This window comes from Variovorax beijingensis (assembly GCF_007828835.1).
Classification (GTDB): Bacteria; Pseudomonadota; Gammaproteobacteria; order Burkholderiales; family Burkholderiaceae_C; genus Variovorax; species Variovorax beijingensis_A.
Genome location: NZ_VIVL01000018.1, coordinates 1 through 17,363 on the forward strand (window position 1 = coordinate 1; position 17,363 = coordinate 17,363).

Annotated in this window: 14 protein-coding genes and 1 pseudogene; 11 read left to right on the plus strand and 4 right to left on the minus strand. The window is 63.8% G+C overall.

Annotation, left to right across the window (positions count from 1 at the left end; genetic code table 11):
* From FB547_RS30740 to FB547_RS30770, 7 genes and pseudogenes are all read left to right on the plus strand, one after another.
* A pseudogene (locus tag FB547_RS30740) lies at positions 1-180 on the plus strand (long-chain fatty acid--CoA ligase); the annotation flags it as partial.
* Between the two features lie 140 nt (positions 181-320).
* The gene (locus FB547_RS30745; RefSeq protein WP_145747408.1) at positions 321-1,550 is read left to right on the plus strand and encodes a branched-chain amino acid ABC transporter substrate-binding protein; all 1,230 of its coding nucleotides are present in this window, start codon (positions 321-323) and stop codon (positions 1,548-1,550) included.
* Positions 1,551-1,751: 201 nt separating this feature from the next.
* The gene (locus FB547_RS30750) at positions 1,752-2,990 is read left to right on the plus strand and encodes a branched-chain amino acid ABC transporter substrate-binding protein (RefSeq protein WP_145747409.1); all 1,239 of its coding nucleotides are present in this window, start codon (positions 1,752-1,754) and stop codon (positions 2,988-2,990) included.
* An 82-nt stretch (positions 2,991-3,072) separates the two neighbouring features.
* Positions 3,073-4,026 carry a branched-chain amino acid ABC transporter permease gene (locus tag FB547_RS30755; protein ID WP_145747410.1) on the plus strand — a complete coding sequence of 318 codons (954 nt, stop codon included), beginning with the start codon at positions 3,073-3,075 and terminating at the stop codon, positions 4,024-4,026.
* A gap of 4 nt (positions 4,027-4,030) precedes the next feature.
* The gene (locus tag FB547_RS30760) at positions 4,031-5,356 is read left to right on the plus strand and encodes a branched-chain amino acid ABC transporter permease (protein ID WP_145747411.1); all 1,326 of its coding nucleotides are present in this window, start codon (positions 4,031-4,033) and stop codon (positions 5,354-5,356) included.
* Positions 5,356-6,132, plus strand: a complete 777-nt coding sequence (locus FB547_RS30765) for an ABC transporter ATP-binding protein (RefSeq protein WP_145747412.1) — start codon at positions 5,356-5,358, stop codon at positions 6,130-6,132. The genes FB547_RS30760 and FB547_RS30765 overlap by 1 nt, the downstream gene beginning before the upstream one ends.
* Before the next feature lie 361 nt (positions 6,133-6,493).
* Positions 6,494-7,189, plus strand: coding sequence for an ABC transporter ATP-binding protein (locus FB547_RS30770; protein ID WP_145747413.1), 696 nt, complete (start codon positions 6,494-6,496; stop codon positions 7,187-7,189).
* 108 nt (positions 7,190-7,297) lie between these two features.
* Here FB547_RS30770 and FB547_RS33740 read toward each other — a convergent pair whose 3' ends face one another.
* The 4 genes from FB547_RS33740 to FB547_RS30785 all read right to left on the minus strand — a co-directional run bounded on the left by FB547_RS33740 (position 7,298) and on the right by FB547_RS30785 (position 10,212).
* Positions 7,298-7,567, minus strand: coding sequence for a DUF6402 family protein (locus FB547_RS33740; RefSeq protein ID WP_374710125.1), 270 nt, complete (start codon positions 7,565-7,567; stop codon positions 7,298-7,300).
* Complete coding sequence (locus FB547_RS33745) at positions 7,504-8,133, minus strand: hypothetical protein (RefSeq protein WP_186454307.1); 630 nt, start codon at positions 8,131-8,133, stop codon at positions 7,504-7,506. The genes FB547_RS33740 and FB547_RS33745 overlap by 64 nt, the downstream gene beginning before the upstream one ends.
* Before the next feature lie 59 nt (positions 8,134-8,192).
* Positions 8,193-9,635 (minus strand): hypothetical protein, encoded by a 1,443-nt coding sequence (locus FB547_RS30780; protein WP_145747414.1) that lies wholly within the window; start codon positions 9,633-9,635, stop codon positions 8,193-8,195.
* Positions 9,636-9,768: 133 nt separating this feature from the next.
* Positions 9,769-10,212, minus strand: coding sequence for a DUF6402 family protein (locus tag FB547_RS30785; protein ID WP_145747415.1), 444 nt, complete (start codon positions 10,210-10,212; stop codon positions 9,769-9,771).
* A 333-nt stretch (positions 10,213-10,545) separates the two neighbouring features.
* Here FB547_RS30785 and FB547_RS30790 point away from each other — a divergent pair, with 333 nt between their 5' ends.
* From FB547_RS30790 to FB547_RS30805, 4 genes are all read left to right on the plus strand, one after another.
* Positions 10,546-12,651, plus strand: coding sequence for a 3-hydroxyacyl-CoA dehydrogenase NAD-binding domain-containing protein (locus FB547_RS30790; protein WP_145747416.1), 2,106 nt, complete (start codon positions 10,546-10,548; stop codon positions 12,649-12,651).
* Positions 12,652-12,674: 23 nt separating this feature from the next.
* Positions 12,675-14,150: a M20 family peptidase gene (locus FB547_RS30795; RefSeq protein ID WP_145747417.1), complete on the plus strand. Its 1,476-nt coding sequence runs from the start codon at positions 12,675-12,677 to the stop codon at positions 14,148-14,150.
* 43 nt (positions 14,151-14,193) lie between these two features.
* Positions 14,194-15,369, plus strand: coding sequence for an acetyl-CoA C-acyltransferase (locus tag FB547_RS30800; protein WP_145747418.1), 1,176 nt, complete (start codon positions 14,194-14,196; stop codon positions 15,367-15,369).
* Positions 15,370-15,508: 139 nt separating this feature from the next.
* Entirely contained in the window at positions 15,509-17,362 is a 1,854-nt protein-coding gene (locus tag FB547_RS30805; RefSeq protein ID WP_145747419.1) for an acyl-CoA dehydrogenase, read from the plus strand.
* Position 17,363 lies beyond the last annotated feature (1 nt).

A 17,363-nucleotide genomic window follows, 5' to 3' on the forward strand; every position in this document is an offset into this window, starting at 1 on the left:
AAGCCCAATGCGGAAGTCGCGCGCGAGGAGCTGCTGAAGTTCTACGAGGGCAAGACGGCCAAGTGGCAGATCCCCGACGACGTGGTGTTCGTCGAGGCGATTCCGATCGGTGCCACCGGCAAGATCCTCAAGACCAGGCTGCGCGAACTGCTCAAGGACTACAAGCTTCCCACCACCTGACCAGGCGCCAAAGCCCGTCCGCACTGTCGCGCATGCGATAGCGGGGCCGCTTCGGCGGCCTTCCTTCCGGGCAATCCCTGTGCGGCGAAGAAAAGGGCGCTTGTACGCTGGCATCCCGACTTTCACTCCGGAGACTCTTCATGCAATTTGCCATCAAGTCCGCAGCCGCCTGTGCCATGTTGGTCGGCATGACGGCCGCATTCGCCCAGAAGGGCGAGACCGTCAAGATCGCCTGGCTCGATCCGCTGTCGGGCCTGATGGCAGCCGTGGGCACCAACCAGCTCAAGACCACGCAGTTCCTGGCCGAAGAGTTCAACAAGAAGAATGCCTCGGGCGTGAAGTTCGAGATCATCGCGATCGACAACAAGCTGAGCCCGCAGGAAACCACCGCCGCGCTGCGCTCCGCACAGGACCAGGGCGCGCGCTACATCACCCAGGGCAATGGCTCCGGGCCGGCACTGGCCATCATCGACGCCATCGAGAAGAACAACGCACGCAATCCGGGCAAGGAACTGCTCTACCTGAACTATGCGGCGGTCGACCCGGACCTCACCAACAGCAAGTGCAGCTACTGGCACTTTCGCCTCGATGCCGACACCTCCATGAAGATGGAGGCGCTGACCACCTGGATGAAGGACCAGCCCGACATCAAGAAGGTCTACATCCTCGGCCAGAACTACGCGCACGGCGTGCAGGTGTCCAAGTTCGCGAAGGAAGACCTGAAGGCCAAGCGCCCCGACATCCAGATCGTGGGCGACGACCTGCACCCGCTCGCCCAGGTGCGCGACTTCTCGCCCTACATCGCCAAGATCAAGGCCTCGGGCGCGGACACCGTCATCACCGGCAACTGGGGTTCCGACCTGTCGCTGCTCATCAAGGCCGCCAACGATTCGGGCCTGGACGTCAAGTTCCTCACCTACTACGCCTTCGGCACCGGGACCCCGACGGCCATGGGCGCCACCTCCGCCGGCAAGATCTACACCGTGGCATATGGCCACTACAACATGGGCGGCGAAATCCAGAAGCTGCTCGCCGGCTACAAGAAGAAGATGAACGACGACCTGACGCAATCGTCGATCTACCACACGTTCGCGCTGCTCGACGCCGCCTTCGTGCAGACCAGGTCGACCGATCCGGTCAAGGTTGCGGCCGCGCTCGAGGGCATGAAGATCAAGAGCTTCAACGGGGAGGTCGAGATGCGCAAGGCCGACCACCAGCTGCAACAGGGCCTCTACATCTCGCGCTGGGAGAAAGCCAGCGCCAAGTACCCCTATGACGCCGAGAACACCGGCTACACCAATGTCCCCGTGAAGTACTACGAGTCGTATGTGGCCAGCACGCCGACGACCTGCCAGATGAAGCGCCCTTGAGCGTCTTTGTGAACGCATTTCCTACTCGTGGGTAGAAGCTGTCTACCCTCGGGTAGAAATTGGAGAAATGCGCTGTCGCCTGCGCGATAGAAACGGGCCTTTGCGGCCGCCCCCTTCGGGCATTCCCTGAGGGGAGGGGCAGTGAACGCTTGTACGCTCGTGCAAGTCTTTTTGATTCGGTTTGACCAGGAGATATAGATCGTGAAGTTCGCTCTGAAAATCGCTACCGCATCCATCCTTGCAGCGAGCGCCGCTGGCGCCCTGGCCCAGAAGGGCGAGACCGTGAAGATCGCCTGGCTCGACCCGCTGTCGGGCCTGATGGCAGCCGTTGGCACCAACCAGCTCAAGACCTTCCAGTTCCTGGCCGAGGAGTTCAACAAGAAGAACGCGGCCGGCGTGAAGTTCGAGGTCATCGCCATCGACAACAAGCTGAGTCCGCAGGAAACCACCAGCGCGCTGCGCTCCGCGATGGATCAGGGCGCGCGCTACGTGGTGCAGGGCAACGGCTCCGGCCCGGCGCTGGCCATCATCGACGCGCTCGAGAAGCACAACGCCCGCAACCCGGGCAAGGAAGTGCTCTACATCAACTACGCGGCCGTCGACCCCGACCTCACCAACAGCAAGTGCAGCTACTGGCACTTCCGGCTCGACGCCGACACCTCCATGAAGATGGAAGCGCTGACCGCCTTCATGAAGGAACAGCCCGACATCAAGAAGGTCTACCTCATCAACCAGAACTACTCGCACGGCCAGCAGGTCTCCAAGTTCGCCAAGCAGAACCTCAAGGACAAGCGGCCCGATGTCGAGATCGTGGGCGACGACCTGCATCCGCTCGCGCAGGTGCGCGACTTCTCGCCCTACATCGCCAAGATCAAGGCTTCGGGTGCCGACACCGTCATCACCGGCAACTGGGGCTCCGACCTCGCGTTGCTCATCAAGTCGGCCAACGACTCGGGCCTGAACGTCAAGTTCTACACCTACTACGCCGTGACCAACGGCACGCCCACCGCCATGGGCGCGGCTTCGGACGGCAAGGTCTACCAGGTGGGCTACAGCCACTACAACGCGCCCGGCCCCGTGCAACCGTTGATGAACGAGTTCAAGAAGAAGTTCAACGACGACATGTACACCACCGACATCTACACGGTGTACGCCATGCTCAGCGAAGCCTTCGTGCGCACCAAGTCGACCGAGCCGGTCAAGGTGGCGGCCGCGATGGAAGGCATGAAGTTCAAGAGCTTCAACGGCGACGTCGAGATGCGCAAGGCCGACCACCAGCTGCAGCAGGGCCTGTGGATCACGCGCTGGCAGAAGGCCGACGCCAAGAACCCCTACAGCCCCGAGAACACCGGCTACACGCTGGCGCCCGTCAAGTTCTACGAGGCCTACGTTGCGAGCACGCCCACGTCGTGCCAGATGAAGCGGCCCAACGCCTCGTGATCGCCTGATCGCGCGCCGACCGGTCGAGGCCCGACTTCAACACTCGGGCCTTTTTTCTTTTCTCACCTGACACGAAAGACCGATGAACGTCGAATTCTTCGTCATCTCGCTGCTCAATGGCGTCAGCTACGGGCTGCTGCTGTTCATGCTGAGCTCCGGCCTTACGCTGATCTTCAGCATGATGGGCGTGCTCAACTTCGCGCACGCCAGCTTCTACATGCTGGGCGCCTACATCGCCTACACGCTGTCGGGCATCGTCGGCTTCTGGCCGGCGCTGTTCATCGCGCCGCTGCTGGTGGGCCTGCTGGGCGCCGCCTTCGAGCGCTACAGCCTGCGCCGGGTCCACAAGTTCGGCCACGTGCCGGAACTCCTGGTGACCTTCGGGCTTTCGTACCTCATCCTGGAGCTGGTGCAGCTCGCCTGGGGCCGCTCGACCGTGCCCTACGGCCTGCCGCCGCAGCTGCAGGGGCCGCTGTTCTCGCTGTATGGCACGCAGTTTCCCAAGTCGCGCTCATTCATCATGCTGGTGGCGGTGCTGATGCTCATCTCGGTGTGGCTGCTGCTCACGCGCACGCGCATCGGCCTGGTGATCCAGGCAGCGCTCAAGCACCCCGACATGGTCGAGGCGCTGGGCCACAACGTGCCGCGCGTCTTCATGCTGGTGTTCGGCGGCGGTGCCGCGCTCGCGGGCCTTGCGGGCGTGGTGGGCGGCAACACCTACGTCACCGAGCCTGCGATGGCGGCCTCGGTCGGCTCGATCATCTTCGTGGTGGTGGTGGTCGGCGGCATGGGCTCGCTGGCCGGCGCATTCCTGGCGTCGCTCTTGATCGGCATCATCCAGACCTTCGCGGTGGCCATGGACCAGTCGTTCGCGGGTGGCCTGCAGCTGCTGGGCGTCACGGTGACCGACCAGACCTTCGGCTACGAGCTGCTCAAGCTCACGATCTCGCAGGTCGCGCCGATCCTGCCTTACCTGTTCCTGGTGCTGATCCTCATCTTCAGGCCCAAGGGTCTTCTTGGCACCCGGGAGGACTGAAGCCATGACAAGCACAACCACCACGACCACTGCGGCCACCACGCAGTACTACCGCTTCAAGCCCTGGAACATCGGGCGCTTCCTGATCTGGTCGCTGTTCGCGATCGTGCTGATCGTCTCGCCGCTGCTGTTCAAGAGCAGCCTGGCGCTCACCATGCTCTCGCAGATGGGCTACCTGATCATCATCTGCCTGAGCTACAACATCCTGCTGGGGCAGGGCGGCATGCTGAGCTTCGGCCATGCGGTGTATGTCGGGCTCGGTTCATTCCTTGCGATCCACGCGATGAACATGGCCGACAAGGGCGGGCTGCAGATTCCGCTGGTGGCCATTCCGCTGGTGGGCGGCCTGGCCGGCATGTTCTTTGCCATCCTGCTGGGCTTTGTCACGACCAAGAAGTCGGGCACCACCTTCGCGATGATCACGCTGGGCATCGGCGAGCTCGTGGCCTCCATGGCGCTGATGTTCCCGAGCTTCTTCGGAGGCGAGGGCGGCATCACCACCAACCGCGTGTACGGGCCGAGCTTCTTCGGCTTCAACTTCGGCCCGCAGATCCAGGTGTACTACCTGATCGCCGCCTACTGCTTCGTCTGCACCGCGCTCATGTATGCCTTCACCGGCACGCCGCTCGGCCGCATGCTGAATGCGGTGCGCGACAACCCGGAGCGGGTGGAGTTCATCGGCTACAACACGCAGCGCGTGCGCTACTTCGCCTTCATCATCGCGGGCTTCTTCGCGGGCATCGGCGGCGGGCTGGCATCGATCAACTTCGAGATCGTGAACGCGGCCGACAGCCTGAGCGCCATCCGCTCGGGCGGCTACCTGCTGTTCACCTTCCTGGGCGGGGCGGTGTTCTTCTTCGGCCCGATCATCGGCGCGGTGCTGCTGGTGTTCGCTTCGATCCTGCTGTCGGAGCTCTCGAAGGCCTGGCAGCTCTATTTCGGCCTGGTGTTCGTGTTCATGGTGATGTTCGCGCCGGGCGGCATCGCCAGCCTGGTGATGATGAACCTGCGGGTTGCCAAGTTCGGCAAGTTCAACCGCTTCTGGCTGCTGTATGTCGCGCTGGCCGTGGCGCTGGTGCCGGTGGTGGTGGGCGCTGCCGCGCTGATCGAGATGATCTATCACATCCAGCTCAATTCGGCGCTCGGGCCCAACCTGAATTACTTCGGCGTGGCGATCGATACGTCCGCCGCGGCCAGCTGGCTCGGCGCCGCTGCGATCCTGGCCGTGGGCCTGGCCGCGCTGGAGGTGGCGCGCCGGCGCTTCGTGCGTGTCTGGGGCCAGGCGCAGGAAGAGATCGAAGCAGAAATCAAGCGCCGGGAGGCCGCGTAATGAGCGCGCAATATGCACTGGAACTGAAGTCGCTGCGCAAGAATTTCGGCAAGACCGAAATCATCCGCGGCGTGGACCTGGCCGTGAAGGCCGGGGAGCGCGTGGCCATCATCGGCCCGAACGGGGCGGGCAAGTCGACGCTGTTCAACCTGATCAGCGGGCGGCTCGCACCCACGAGCGGCGAGGTGCTGCTGAACGGCCAGCGCATCGACGGCAAGAAGCCTTTCGAGATCAACCGGCTGGGCCTGTCGCGCAGCTTCCAGATCACAAATATCTTCCCGAAGCTCAGCGTGTTCGAGAACCTTCGCTGCGGCGTGCTGTGGAGCCTGGGCTACCGCTACACCTTCCTGCGCTTTCTCTCGAACCTGGACGACGCCAACGCGCGCACCGAAGAGCTCATGCGGCAGATCGGCCTGCAGCGCAAGCGCGACGTGCACGCGGTGAACCTCACCTATGCGGAGCAGCGCGCGCTCGAGATCGGCGTGACCATTGCCGGCGGCGCCGGCGTCATTCTTCTGGACGAGCCCACGGCGGGCATGAGCAAGACCGAGACCGCGCATTTCATCTCGCTGATCAAGCACGTCACGGTCGGCAAGACGCTGCTGACGGTGGAGCACGACATGGGCGTGGTCTTCGGGCTGGCCGACAAGATCGCGGTGGTGGTGTATGGCGAGGTCATCGCCTTCGACACGCCGGCCGCGGTTCGCGCCAATGCGCGGGTTCAGGAAGCCTATCTGGGGTCTTCGGTTGCCGATGCGCAGGGGGCGGGGCACTGATGGCAATCCGCTTTTCTCTGCGTCGCGTTGTGTTTGACATGCCTTGTCCAGGGCGCGATCTCGCCGACGGGGTACCTTGCTCCGCGAATGTCCCCCGGCCTGCGGCCTCCTCCTTGATTTCGCTGCGCAAGGCACCCCATCGACGTGATCGTTATGCGGAACGGTGGTTGATCAGCCAGCACCACAGCCGCGCCCATCGTGCGCAGGGCATCGGGTGCTCCCCGCAGCGAAATCAAGGAGGAGCCGAAGGCGGGGGACATTCGCGGAGGGGAGTACCCGGTGGCCTGTGCACGCGCCCCGAACAACAACGCCAAGAACACAAGCAACCCGCAACACAACAACACGCCGCGGAGCCACTGACATGCTGAAGCTTCACGACATCCACGCCTACTACGGCAAGAGCCATGTGCTGCATGGCGTTTCCTTCAACGTCGGCGCCGGCGAAATCGTCGCGCTGCTGGGCCGCAACGGCTCGGGCCGCTCGACCACCGCCAAGGCCATCATGGGCCTGGTGCATGCCGAGGGCACGCTGCGCTGGAAGGACCAGGACATCCTGCGCCGGAAGGCCTACGAAATTGCGCACCTGGGCATCGGCTACGTGCCCGAGAACCGCGACATCTTTCCCAAGCTCACGGTGCACCAGAACCTGCTCTTGGGCCAGAAGGGATCGGGCAAGGGAAGCCGCTGGTCCTTCGACGACATGTACGGCATGTTCCCGCGCCTGAAGGAGCGCCAGCACACCGAGGCCGGCGTGCTCTCGGGCGGCGAGCAGCAGATGCTCACGCTGTGCCGCACCTTGATGGGCGACCCCGACCTGATCATCATCGACGAGCCCACCGAAGGCCTCGCGCCCAAGATCGTCGAGCTGGTGGGGCAGTACCTGCGCACGCTCAAGGACAAGGGCATTTCGGTGCTGCTGATCGAGCAGAAGCTGACCATTGCGATGCAGATCTCCGACCGTGCGCTCGTCATGGGCCACGGCAGCATCGTGTTCGACGGCACGCCAGACAGCCTGCGCGCCGACGCGGCGACGCGCAAGGAGTGGCTGGAGGTCTAGGCTGCCGGGGTCAGGGGAGCTTGGCGGTCCATCGTTCCCACCAGGGCGGGGGGAGGTCGATGGCCGACTCCTCGCGGCGCCCACATTGACGCTGTCCTCGTCTAGCCCTCATAGCTGCACCCGGATCGCCGTATCGAGGGTCACCCAACGAATGTCCGAACAAGCGATGAAGTCACCTCCTTGCTGGTGCTTCATCTGCCAAACCTTGAATGCGCGATTTCGCACCGGGTAGTACACAAGGTCTTCACGAGATGTCTGTGAGTGCACCGGCCTCTTGTCGACCACGAGTGGATAGTCGAGATCGACGGACTTGCTCAGGGCTCGCAGGTATCTCCGTCGGGCGACCTGGTGGAACTCCCGGACCTTGCCGCGTTGTATCTCATGTAGCGCTCCGCACGCTGTCTGGTGTTGGCCGTCATGGCTTCGATCTTGCCGGCGAACTTCGAAAAATCGGAGTATTCGGGAAACTGCATCATTCCGCAGTTGAAGGAAGCGCCGAACCCTTCGCCCGCCTTCTGCAATGCCGCCTTATCGTTCAGATCGACCAGCAAGGTTCGTTGCGTGGCTCTTGCGTCTTGCATCAATGCCTTCTTCTGCGCATCGTTGAGCGGCTGAGTCTGGATCCAGGCCTCGATGTCGTCGCGCACGCCGTTGCTATTGGTGTCCGGACCGGCGATGTCGGTCGAGCGATCCAGCGTGGGATAGGCGCCACTGCGTTCCAGCGCGGCGATCCGTTCGCGCAGGGTTGGCGTACCCGTACCCGTACCTGTACCTGTACCTGTACCTGTACCTGTACCTGTGTCTGCACCAGTGCTCGTTCCAGTGCCGGTGGCTCCCGGCCCCTGTGACGCCGGTGGCGCTACGCCACTGTCGCTGCTGTGACCGCCGCACGCGGCCAACACTACGGCCACTACGACCGTAGCGCTTGCGACGCGCGCGTGCATTGCTTGAAACCTAGCGTTCTTACGTGCTGCATTCACTTTGACTTCTCCCTGTGTTTCTTCTACGGTGCCAAAACCTGATTGAGCGCGTTGATGATCAGCCCCTTCACATGCGCCCGAGGTGTTGTGTCTGGGGGGCCATTGGGGGTCGTACTTGCCGGCGTTTGCCCATTGAGATATGTGCCAACCAGGGTGTGCCCGCTTGCATCCGCCTTGTTGAACGGCAGCCACAGATTGATTGCTTGGACCGTCCAGCTTCCGAAGTTGCGAAGACCATTGATCACGGCATCCAAATCGGACAGCACGTGCATGCCGCGCACGGTGGGCGAGGCAGGCGCCACATGCACGACGGCCTGCAGAGTTGCGGGGTGGCTTTTCTTCAGCCCGTCGTAAGCCAGGTTGACGAACAGATTGCCTTGCGAATGGGCCACAAGGACGAAATCGCTGCCTTCGTCCGCTATCGCTTGCAGCCGGCTCAGATGGTCGGCCATGTCCACCGCCGTGGGCGGGTTGCTCAATAGCGAAGCCAAGCCTTTGACAAAGCCCGCCAACATGGAGCTAGCGATCGAATCGATCAATTGGGAAAAAGCTTCTCCGCCGTCATGCAAACCGCTAACCAGGCGTTCCGTGAATGAGCCCGCAAGGCGGTGGCGGCCCGAAAGCATTTCCCAGTAATGCTCCCAGCGGTCTGCCAGCACATCATCAAGTTCGGTGCTGCGCTGGATGAAGGTTTCGGCGATGTCTTGCGCCTCGGTGTTCCCGGTGCTGCGACCGGTCTGGTTGTAAAACTTCTCATAGCGAATCGGTCTATCGCCGTGAGTGGAGCCAACAACGCTCTTCAGTGCGTTCAGCCCGTCTTCAGCTTGCTTCTCTGTATTCCATACCCCGTTGAAGAAACCGAGAACGATAGGTGGAAATTTTGTATTTTTTATAAAGCAGCGCTGGTATTTTTCACTATAGATGCTTCCTTCGGCAAGGCATTCGCAACGAGCGAAATCATATTGCGCAGTCGGACTTGGCGACTCGACTTTGACACCATTGAAGTATGGCCACGCTATAAGGATTCCTGCTTGAAAGTCAACCAGCCCTTTCGGCAGGCTGATGTAACGACTGATGCTACTTCCTTGACGGTGTCCGCCATCTCCGCGAGGACAGTCAAATACATACTGCTGGACGCCTGGGCTGGTGACCACTGCTCCGCTTTGCAAATATGTGTCGGTAACAATTTGAGGACAATAGACGCGAGCTCGATTTGTACCCCCGTATTCAACATAAGGTTTTCCGGATGGCGCGGAAACAAATGCGATGGTGGGGTTCGAGGTGTTATTAACGCCAGAGTAGCCCGATTTAGGGCACATGTCCACTCCGTTTTCGCTCAAGCCCAACACTCGATAGTCAAAATATCCCCGAATTTCGCCTGTAATCGCTGAAGCCGAAAGGCTCGCCGACATAGCGACCAAAGCAACAGCAAGCTGGCAAGACTTTATTCTGATTTTCTCCAACATTTATTCCCCCTGACTTCTAAAGATTTTTTTAACTCTGGCGACTAACAGCCGAGTAGGCGCAGTGTTGCATGCATCTTCAGATTTGGGCGAAACATCCACGACGCCATTCCACGTGTGTAGTCGCGTTGTTCCGTCAGTTCCTCGAACCGCGACCCGCGCACGCTCGTACCTCAGCACCCAGCCCATGGTGATCAGGGGACTTGTCGATCATGCTAGGCGGGTAGGGCTGGCCCTTCTGGTTCAGGCCGCCTTGCTCGTCCTTCTCGGTCGGCGAGTAGTTCAACTGCCCTCGAAACCATCGCTCCATCATCGCCGCGGATACCAGCATGCGGAGCTTGCCCATCGTGGCCGGAATGTCCTGGATGTCGAATGGCTTCAGCTGCACCGCGGGCGGAGGCGCAGGTGCCGGCGCAACCGACACCGCCGACTTGCGCGGCGACGGAGGCTGGCTGAACCATTCCGCCATGGCGCTGACGCCTTCCATGAGCGCCAGTACGTTCTTCCTGAGCTGCTTGTCCTTCGCGGCTTGCTTCTGCGCGGGCGTGAGCCGCGGCGCGGGAGGCGCCGGAAAGACCATCGTGGGCGGTTCCTCGACATGGTCAGACCTGCTTCCTCCACGTCGCATCGGCAACAATGGTTCGCCTCCCATACGGGAAGCAGGCCGGTGCCCGCCCTCCACGCCCGTGTGTCCGGTACCTGAGTCATTGCAAATTCACTCCCTGTTCTTTTTCCAATATTCCTGACAGCTTTGTCCCAATCGCGACTGAACTGCCCGCTGGCCGCCCTCTAGAATCGCCAGCGAAAAGAACACTCGTGCTTTTTGGTGCCGACACGTATCGTGACTGGCCCGGCAAGCGTCGGCCGCACCCAAAACTCATCCCATTTCCCTTCCCAATCAAAGGAACGCAGCATGACGGCTGAATACAAAGTGCTCGGCGATGTCGCCGTGATCACACTGACCAACCCGCCGGTCAACGGTCTCGGTTTCTCGACCCGCATCGGCATCACCGATGGGCTCGCGAAGGCCAACGCCGATGATGCCGTCAAGGCCATCGTCATCACCGGTGCCGGCAAGGCGTTCTCGGGTGGTGCGGACATCAAGGAATTCGGCACGCCCAAGGCGCTGCAGGAGCCCAACCTGCTGAGCGTGATCCTTGCGCTCGAGGCTTCGCCGAAGCCGATCGTCGCGGCCATCCATTCGGTGTGCATGGGCGGCGGGCTTGAGCTGGCGCTCGGCTGCCACTACCGCGTGGCGGCTCCCGGCACCAGCATTGCGCTGCCCGAGGTCAAGCTGGGCCTGATTCCCGGCGCCGGCGGCACGCAGCGCCTGCCGCGCGTGCTGGGCGTGGAGACCGCGCTCAACATGATCGTGAGCGGCGAGCCCGTCAAGAGCGAGCTGCTGGCCGGCCTGCCGGGCCAGAAGCTGTTCGACCAGCTCGCGGCTTCACCCGAATCGGTGTTCGAGGAAGCTGTTGCATTTGCCAAGAGCGTCGCAAGCAAGACCGGCGATGCGCTGCCACTGGTGCGCAACCTGCCGTGCAAGCACCCGCAGGGCGATGCCTACTTCCAGTTCGCGAAGAACATGGTGGGCGGCATGTCGAAGAACTACCCTGCGCCGCTCAAGTGCGTCGATGCCGTTCAGGCCGCGACGAAGATGAAGTTCGACGAAGGCATGGCCGAGGAGCGCCGGATCTTCACCGCGCTGATGTTCACGCCCGAATCGCTGGCGCTGCGCCACCTGTTCATGGCCGAGCGCGCGGCCTCCAAGATTCCCGACGTGCCCGAGGACACGCCCAAGCGCGAGATCAAGTCGGTGGGCGTGATCGGCGCCGGCACCATGGGCGGCGGCATCTCGATGAACTTCCTGAATGCCGGCGTCCCCGTGAAGATCCTCGAGATGAAGCAGGAAGCGCTCGACCGCGGCATTGCGACCATCCGAAAGAACTACGAATCCCAGGTCAAGAAGGGCAAGCTCAAGCAGGACAAGTACGAGCAGCGCATGGCGCTTTTGAGCACCACGCTCGACTACAACGACCTGAAGGATGCCGACCTGATCATCGAAGCCGTGTTCGAGGAACTCGGCGTGAAGGAAAAGGTGTTCAAGGAACTCGACCGCGTGGCCAAGAAGGGCGCCATCCTGGCTTCCAACACCTCGACGCTCGACGTCGACAAGATCGCCGCCTTCACCCAGCGTCCGCAGGACGTGGTCGGCATGCACTTCTTCAGCCCGGCCAACGTGATGAAGCTGCTCGAGGTGGTGCGCGGCAAGGAAACGGCCAAGGACGTGCTGGCCACCGTGATGGACATCGGCAAGAAGATCAAGAAGACGGCCGTGGTCTCGGGCGTGTGCGACGGCTTCATCGGCAACCGCATGATCGAGCAGTACTCGCGCCAGGCGGGCTTCCTGCTGGACGAGGGCGCCACGCCGCAGCAGGTCGACAAGGCCGTCGAGAAGTTCGGCTTTGCCATGGGCCCGTTCCGCATGGGCGACCTGGCCGGCAACGACATCGGCTGGGCCATCCGCAAGCGCCGCGCCGTGGAGCATCCGGACATGAAGTACAGCCGCACGGCCGACAAGCTCTGCGAACTGGGCCGCTTCGGCCAGAAGACCGGCGCAGGCTGGTACGACTACCAGGCCGGCAAGCGCGACGCGATTCCGTCGGAACTCGTCAACAAGATGATCGAGGACCACCGCAAGGAACTGGGCATCACGCCGCGCAAGATCTCCGATGAAGAGATCGTGCAGCGCCTGGTCTATGCGCTGGTCAACGAAGGCGCGCACATCCTGGAGGACGGCATCGCCTCGAAATCGGGAGACATCGACATGGTGTACCTCACCGGCTATGGCTTCCCGGTCTGGCGCGGCGGCCCGATGCACTACGCATCGCAGGTGGGCCTGTACAACGTGGCCGAAACCATGAAGCGCTTTGCTAAGAACCCGCGCGACGACGCCGAGTTTTGGCAGCCCGCGCCGCTGATCCAGAAGCTGGTGGCTGAAGGCAAGCAGTTCAGCTGATCGCGAAGGGACCCAGGCCGCCCATGTTGAAACGCATCTTCCTCGGGCTGCTGCTGGTGCTGCTGGCACTGGCGGCGGCCGTGGCGGCCAAGACCTGGACCACGCCATCGCAGCAGCTGGCGGTGGCGCCCGCACCCAAGCTGGACATCGACCTGCAGGCGGCCGCGAAGCGGCTGTCCACGGCGATCACGTTCCGCACGGTGTCCAGCCTCGACGACCCGGCCGCGAACCTGGCCGAGTTCGACAAGCTGCATGCCTACCTCGCGCAGCAGTTCCCCAGGCTCCACGCGACCCTCAAGAAGGAGGTGGTCGGCAACAGGGCACTGCTCTACACCTGGGCTGGCAGCGATCCGCAGGCCAGGCCCGTCGCGCTCATGGCGCACCAGGACATGGTGCCCATCGCACCGGGCACCGAGAAGGCCTGGACGGTCGACCCCTTCGCGGGCGAGATCAAGGACGGCTTCGTCTGGGGCCGCGGCACGCTCGACAACAAGAGCAACCTGTTCGCGCAGATGGAAGCCATCGAGCTACTGGTCGCAAGCGGCTTCCAGCCGAGGCAGACCGTCTACCTCGTGATGGGCGACGACGAGGAGGTGAGCGGCCTGCGCGGCGCGCAGCCGATTGCCGAGCTGCTCAAGTCGCGCAACGTGCGCCTGGACTGGGTGCTCGACGAGGGCCTGCTGATCCTCGACGGCGTGCTGCCCGGCCTGTCGAAACCGGCGGCGCTCATCGGCCTGGCCGAGAAGGGCTACGGCACCTTCTTTCTTTCGCTCGACACCGCGCCCGGCCATTCGTCGATGCCGCCGCAGCACAGCGCCATCGGCAGCATGAGCGCGGCGCTCGCGCGGCTCGAAGCCAACCCGATGCCCGGCGGCATCAAGGGCGTGGCCGCGCAGATGTTCGGTGCGCTCGCGCCCGAGATGAGCGGCGTGAACCGCGTGATGCTCTCCAACCTGTGGCTCACCGAACCGCTGGTGCGCGGCCAGCTCGAGAAAAGCCCGAGCAGCAACGCGATGCTGCGCACGACCACGGCGCTCACCATCGTGCGCGCCGGCAACAAGGACAACGTGCTGCCCGGCCGCGCCGAGGCGGCGGTCAACTTCCGCATCCTGCCGGGCGACACCATCGACAGCGTGGAAGCGCATCTGCGCAAGAGTCTGGGCAACGACGAGATCAGGATCAAGCGCTATCCAGGCAACTCGGAGCCATCGCCCGTCTCGCCGACCGATAGCACGGGTTACCGCGCAATCCAGCAGGCGGTGCGCCAGTCGTTTCCCGATGTGGTGGTGGCCCCCGGCCTCATGACGGCCGCCACCGACTCGCGCCACTTCAGTCTGGTGAGCGACGCGGTCTTTCGTTTCTCGCCGCTGCGCATGAAGGGCGAGGACCTCGCGCGTTTCCACGGCAACAACGAGCGCGTCTCCATCGCCAACTACGGCGAGATGATCGGCTTCTATCACCAGCTCCTGCGCAACGGCAACGCCGCGCCGGCGCAATGACGACCACAACCCTCTTTCCCTTCCATCTTCAAAGGACCTCACCATGACCAGCGCCGTCATCGTTTCCACCGCCCGCACGCCGCTCGCGAAGAGCTGGAAGGGTGCTTTCAACATGACGCACGGCGCCACGCTCGGCGGCCACGCCGTTCAGCACGCCATCTCGCGCGCCGGCATCGAAGCCGCCGAAGTCGACGACGTGATCATGGGCTGCGCCACGCCCGAGGGCGCCACCGGCTCCAACATCGCGCGCCAGATCGCGCTGCGCGCCGGCTGCCCGGTCACCACCTCGGGCATGACGATCAACCGCTTCTGCTCGTCGGGCCTGCAGACCATCGCCACCGCCGCGCAGCGCATCATCGCGGGCGAGGGCGAGGTGTACGTGGCCGGCGGCGTCGAGAGCATCTCCTGCGTGCAGAACGAAGCCAACAAGCACATGCTGGCCGACCCCTGGCTCGTGAAGCACAAGCCCGAGATCTACTGGAACATGCTGCAGACGGCCGAGCAGGTGGCCAAGCGCTACAACATCGGCCGCGACGCCATGGACGAATACGGCGCCGCCAGCCAGCAGAAGGCCACCGCCGCGCTCGAAGCCGGCCGCTTCAAGGACGAGATCGCGCCGATCACCGTGCTGGCCGGCGTGGCCGACCCGGTGATGGGCCTGCGCACCAAGGAAGTGACCGTCGAGAACGACGAAGGCATCCGCCCCGGCACCACCAAGGAAGGCATCAGCGGCATCCGCCCGGCGATTCCCGGCGGGCTCATCTCGGCCGGCAATGCGAGCCAGTTCTCCGACGGCGGCGGCGCCTGCGTGGTGGTCGACGAGAAGTACGCACAGCAGAAAGGCCTGAAGCCGCTCGGCCGCTTCCTCGGCTTTGCCGTGGCCGGCTGCGAGCCCGACGAGATGGGCATCGGCCCGGTGTTCGCGATTCCGAAGGTGCTCAAGCGCCTGGGCCTCACGGTCGACGACATCGACCTGTGGGAGCTCAACGAGGCTTTCGCCGTGCAGGTGATCTACTGCCGCGACAAGCTCGGCATTCCGGGCGACCGCCTGAACGTGGACGGCGGCGCCATTGCCGTGGGCCACCCCTACGGCGTGAGCGGCCAGCGCCTGACGGGCCATGCGCTCATCGAAGGCAAGCGCCGCGGCGCGAAGAAGGTGCTGGTCACGATGTGCATCGGCGGCGGCATGGGCGCTGCGGGCGTGTTTGAAGTTCTTTAACTCTCGCCCAGCCGGCGGCGCGTAGCGCGTCGCCGCCCTCGCCAACCCCGTTCAGGGGACGACACCAGCGGCCCGGCAAAGCCGGTTCCGCGGTGTTCCCGGCGCAGAACCCGCGCATCCCTTCACACCGAGATCGATCATGAGCCTGCGTCCCACCCTCGACTTTCTGCTTTATGACTGGCTCGACGCGGAATCGCTGAGCCAGCGCGAGCGCTTTGCCGACCATTCGCGCGAAACCTTCGATGCGGTGCTCGACACCTGCGAGCGCATTGCGCGCGAGAAGTACGCGCCGGCCAATCGCATCGTCGACACGCAGGAGCCGCACTTCGATGGCGAGAAGGTCGTGCTGCCGCAGGCCACGCACGATGCGCACAGGGCCTTTGTCGAATCGGGAATGATGAGCGCGGCGCAGGACTACGACATCGGCGGCATGCAGCTGCCCTACACGCTGCAGGCCGCGGCCAACAGCTTCTTCGCAATGGCCTCGGTCAGCATCGGCTCGAACATGCTCACCAGCGGCAACGCCAACCTGCTGATGGTGCACGGCACCGGGATGCAGAAGGATGTGTTCGCCAAGAACGAGTTCTCGGGCCGCTGGGCCGGCACCATGTGCCTGTCCGAGCCGCAGGCCGGCTCGTCGCTGAGCGACGTGGCCACGCGCGCCGTGCCCGATGGCGACGACTACCAGAGCGATCCGCTCGGGCCGCGCTACCGGCTCACGGGCAACAAGATGTGGATCTCGGCGGGCGACCATGAACTGACCGAGAACATCGTGCACATCGTGCTCGCGAAGATTCCGGACGCGAATGGCAAGCTGGTGCCGGGCACGCGCGGAATCTCGCTGTTCATCGTGCCGAAGCGCATGGTGAATACCCGAGGCGAGCTGACCGGCGAGCGCAACGACGTCGCATTGGCAGGCCTCAACCACAAGCTGGGCTGGCGCGGCACCACCAACACGCTGCTGAACTTCGGCGAGGGAAAGTACCCGGTCGGCGGCAAGGCCGGCGCGGTGGGCTACCTGGTCGGCGAGCCGGGCAAGGGCCTGCACTGCATGTTCCACATGATGAACGAGGCGCGCATCGGCGTCGGCACGGCCGCCACCATGCTGGGCATGGCGGGCTACCACGCCTCGCTCGACTACGCGAAGACCCGGCCGCAGGGCCGGCTCGTGAAGAAGGCGGAGCAGCCCGGCACGGCGGTCGTGAAGGACTCGGCCAGCCCGCAGGTGCGCATCATCGAGCATGCCGACGTGCGCCGCATGCTGCTCGCGCAGAAGGCGTACTGCGAAGGCGCGCTGGCACTGGAGCTGTACTGCGCCCGGCTGGTCGACGAGCAGAAGACCGGCGAGGCGCAGGCCGCGGACGACGCGCGCCTGCTGCTCGAAGTGCTCACGCCCATCGCCAAAAGCTGGCCCAGCGAGTGGTGCCTGGAAGCCAATTCGCTGGCCATCCAGGTGCATGGCGGCTACGGCTACACGCGCGATTTTCCGGTGGAGCAGTACTGGCGCGACAACCGCCTGAACATGATCCACGAAGGCACGCACGGCATCCAGGCGGCCGACCTGCTGGGCCGCAAGGTGCTGATGGAAAAGGGCCGCGGCCTGCAACTGCTGGGCGGGCGCATCGCCGAAACCATCGGCCGCCCCGCCAAGGTGCCCGGGCTCGCGGCGCATGCCAAGGCGCTGGAGGCCGCATGGCAGCGCATAGTCGGCGCCACCGCGGCCGCCTGGTCCACCGGCGACCCGGCCGATGCGCTGGCCAACGCCGTGCCCTACATGCAGGCCTTCGGCCATACCGTGCTGGCCTGGATCTGGCTGGACGTGGCGCGGCGGGCGCTGGAAATCGATGCGGAAAAGGCCAGGGCGGTAACAGCTGGCAAGATAGGCGCCACGGACTACTTCTTCCACTACGAGCTGCCGAAAATCGGTGCCTGGCTCAACGTGGTCGAGAGCCGCGACCCTACCTGTACAGCATTGCCCGAGGACGCTTTTTGAC

What these genes read in the sequence shown, in the direction of transcription:
- FB547_RS30745 (WP_145747408.1), top strand. Translation starts at nt 321, where the DNA reads ATGCAATTTGCCATCAAGTCCGCAGCCGCCTGTGCCATGTTGGTCGGC.
- FB547_RS30755 (WP_145747410.1), top strand. Translation starts at nt 3,073, where the DNA reads ATGAACGTCGAATTCTTCGTCATCTCGCTGCTCAATGGCGTCAGCTAC.
- FB547_RS30760 (WP_145747411.1), top strand. Translation starts at nt 4,031, where the DNA reads ATGACAAGCACAACCACCACGACCACTGCGGCCACCACGCAGTACTAC.
- FB547_RS30765 (WP_145747412.1), top strand. Translation starts at nt 5,356, where the DNA reads ATGAGCGCGCAATATGCACTGGAACTGAAGTCGCTGCGCAAGAATTTC.
- FB547_RS30770 (WP_145747413.1), top strand. Translation starts at nt 6,494, where the DNA reads ATGCTGAAGCTTCACGACATCCACGCCTACTACGGCAAGAGCCATGTG.
- FB547_RS33745 (WP_186454307.1), bottom strand. Translation starts at nt 8,133, where the DNA reads ATGCACGCGCGCGTCGCAAGCGCTACGGTCGTAGTGGCCGTAGTGTTG.
- FB547_RS30780 (WP_145747414.1), bottom strand. Translation starts at nt 9,635, where the DNA reads ATGTTGGAGAAAATCAGAATAAAGTCTTGCCAGCTTGCTGTTGCTTTG.
- FB547_RS30785 (WP_145747415.1), bottom strand. Translation starts at nt 10,212, where the DNA reads ATGGTCTTTCCGGCGCCTCCCGCGCCGCGGCTCACGCCCGCGCAGAAG.
- FB547_RS30790 (WP_145747416.1), top strand. Translation starts at nt 10,546, where the DNA reads ATGACGGCTGAATACAAAGTGCTCGGCGATGTCGCCGTGATCACACTG.
- FB547_RS30795 (WP_145747417.1), top strand. Translation starts at nt 12,675, where the DNA reads ATGTTGAAACGCATCTTCCTCGGGCTGCTGCTGGTGCTGCTGGCACTG.
- FB547_RS30800 (WP_145747418.1), top strand. Translation starts at nt 14,194, where the DNA reads ATGACCAGCGCCGTCATCGTTTCCACCGCCCGCACGCCGCTCGCGAAG.
- FB547_RS30805 (WP_145747419.1), top strand. Translation starts at nt 15,509, where the DNA reads ATGAGCCTGCGTCCCACCCTCGACTTTCTGCTTTATGACTGGCTCGAC.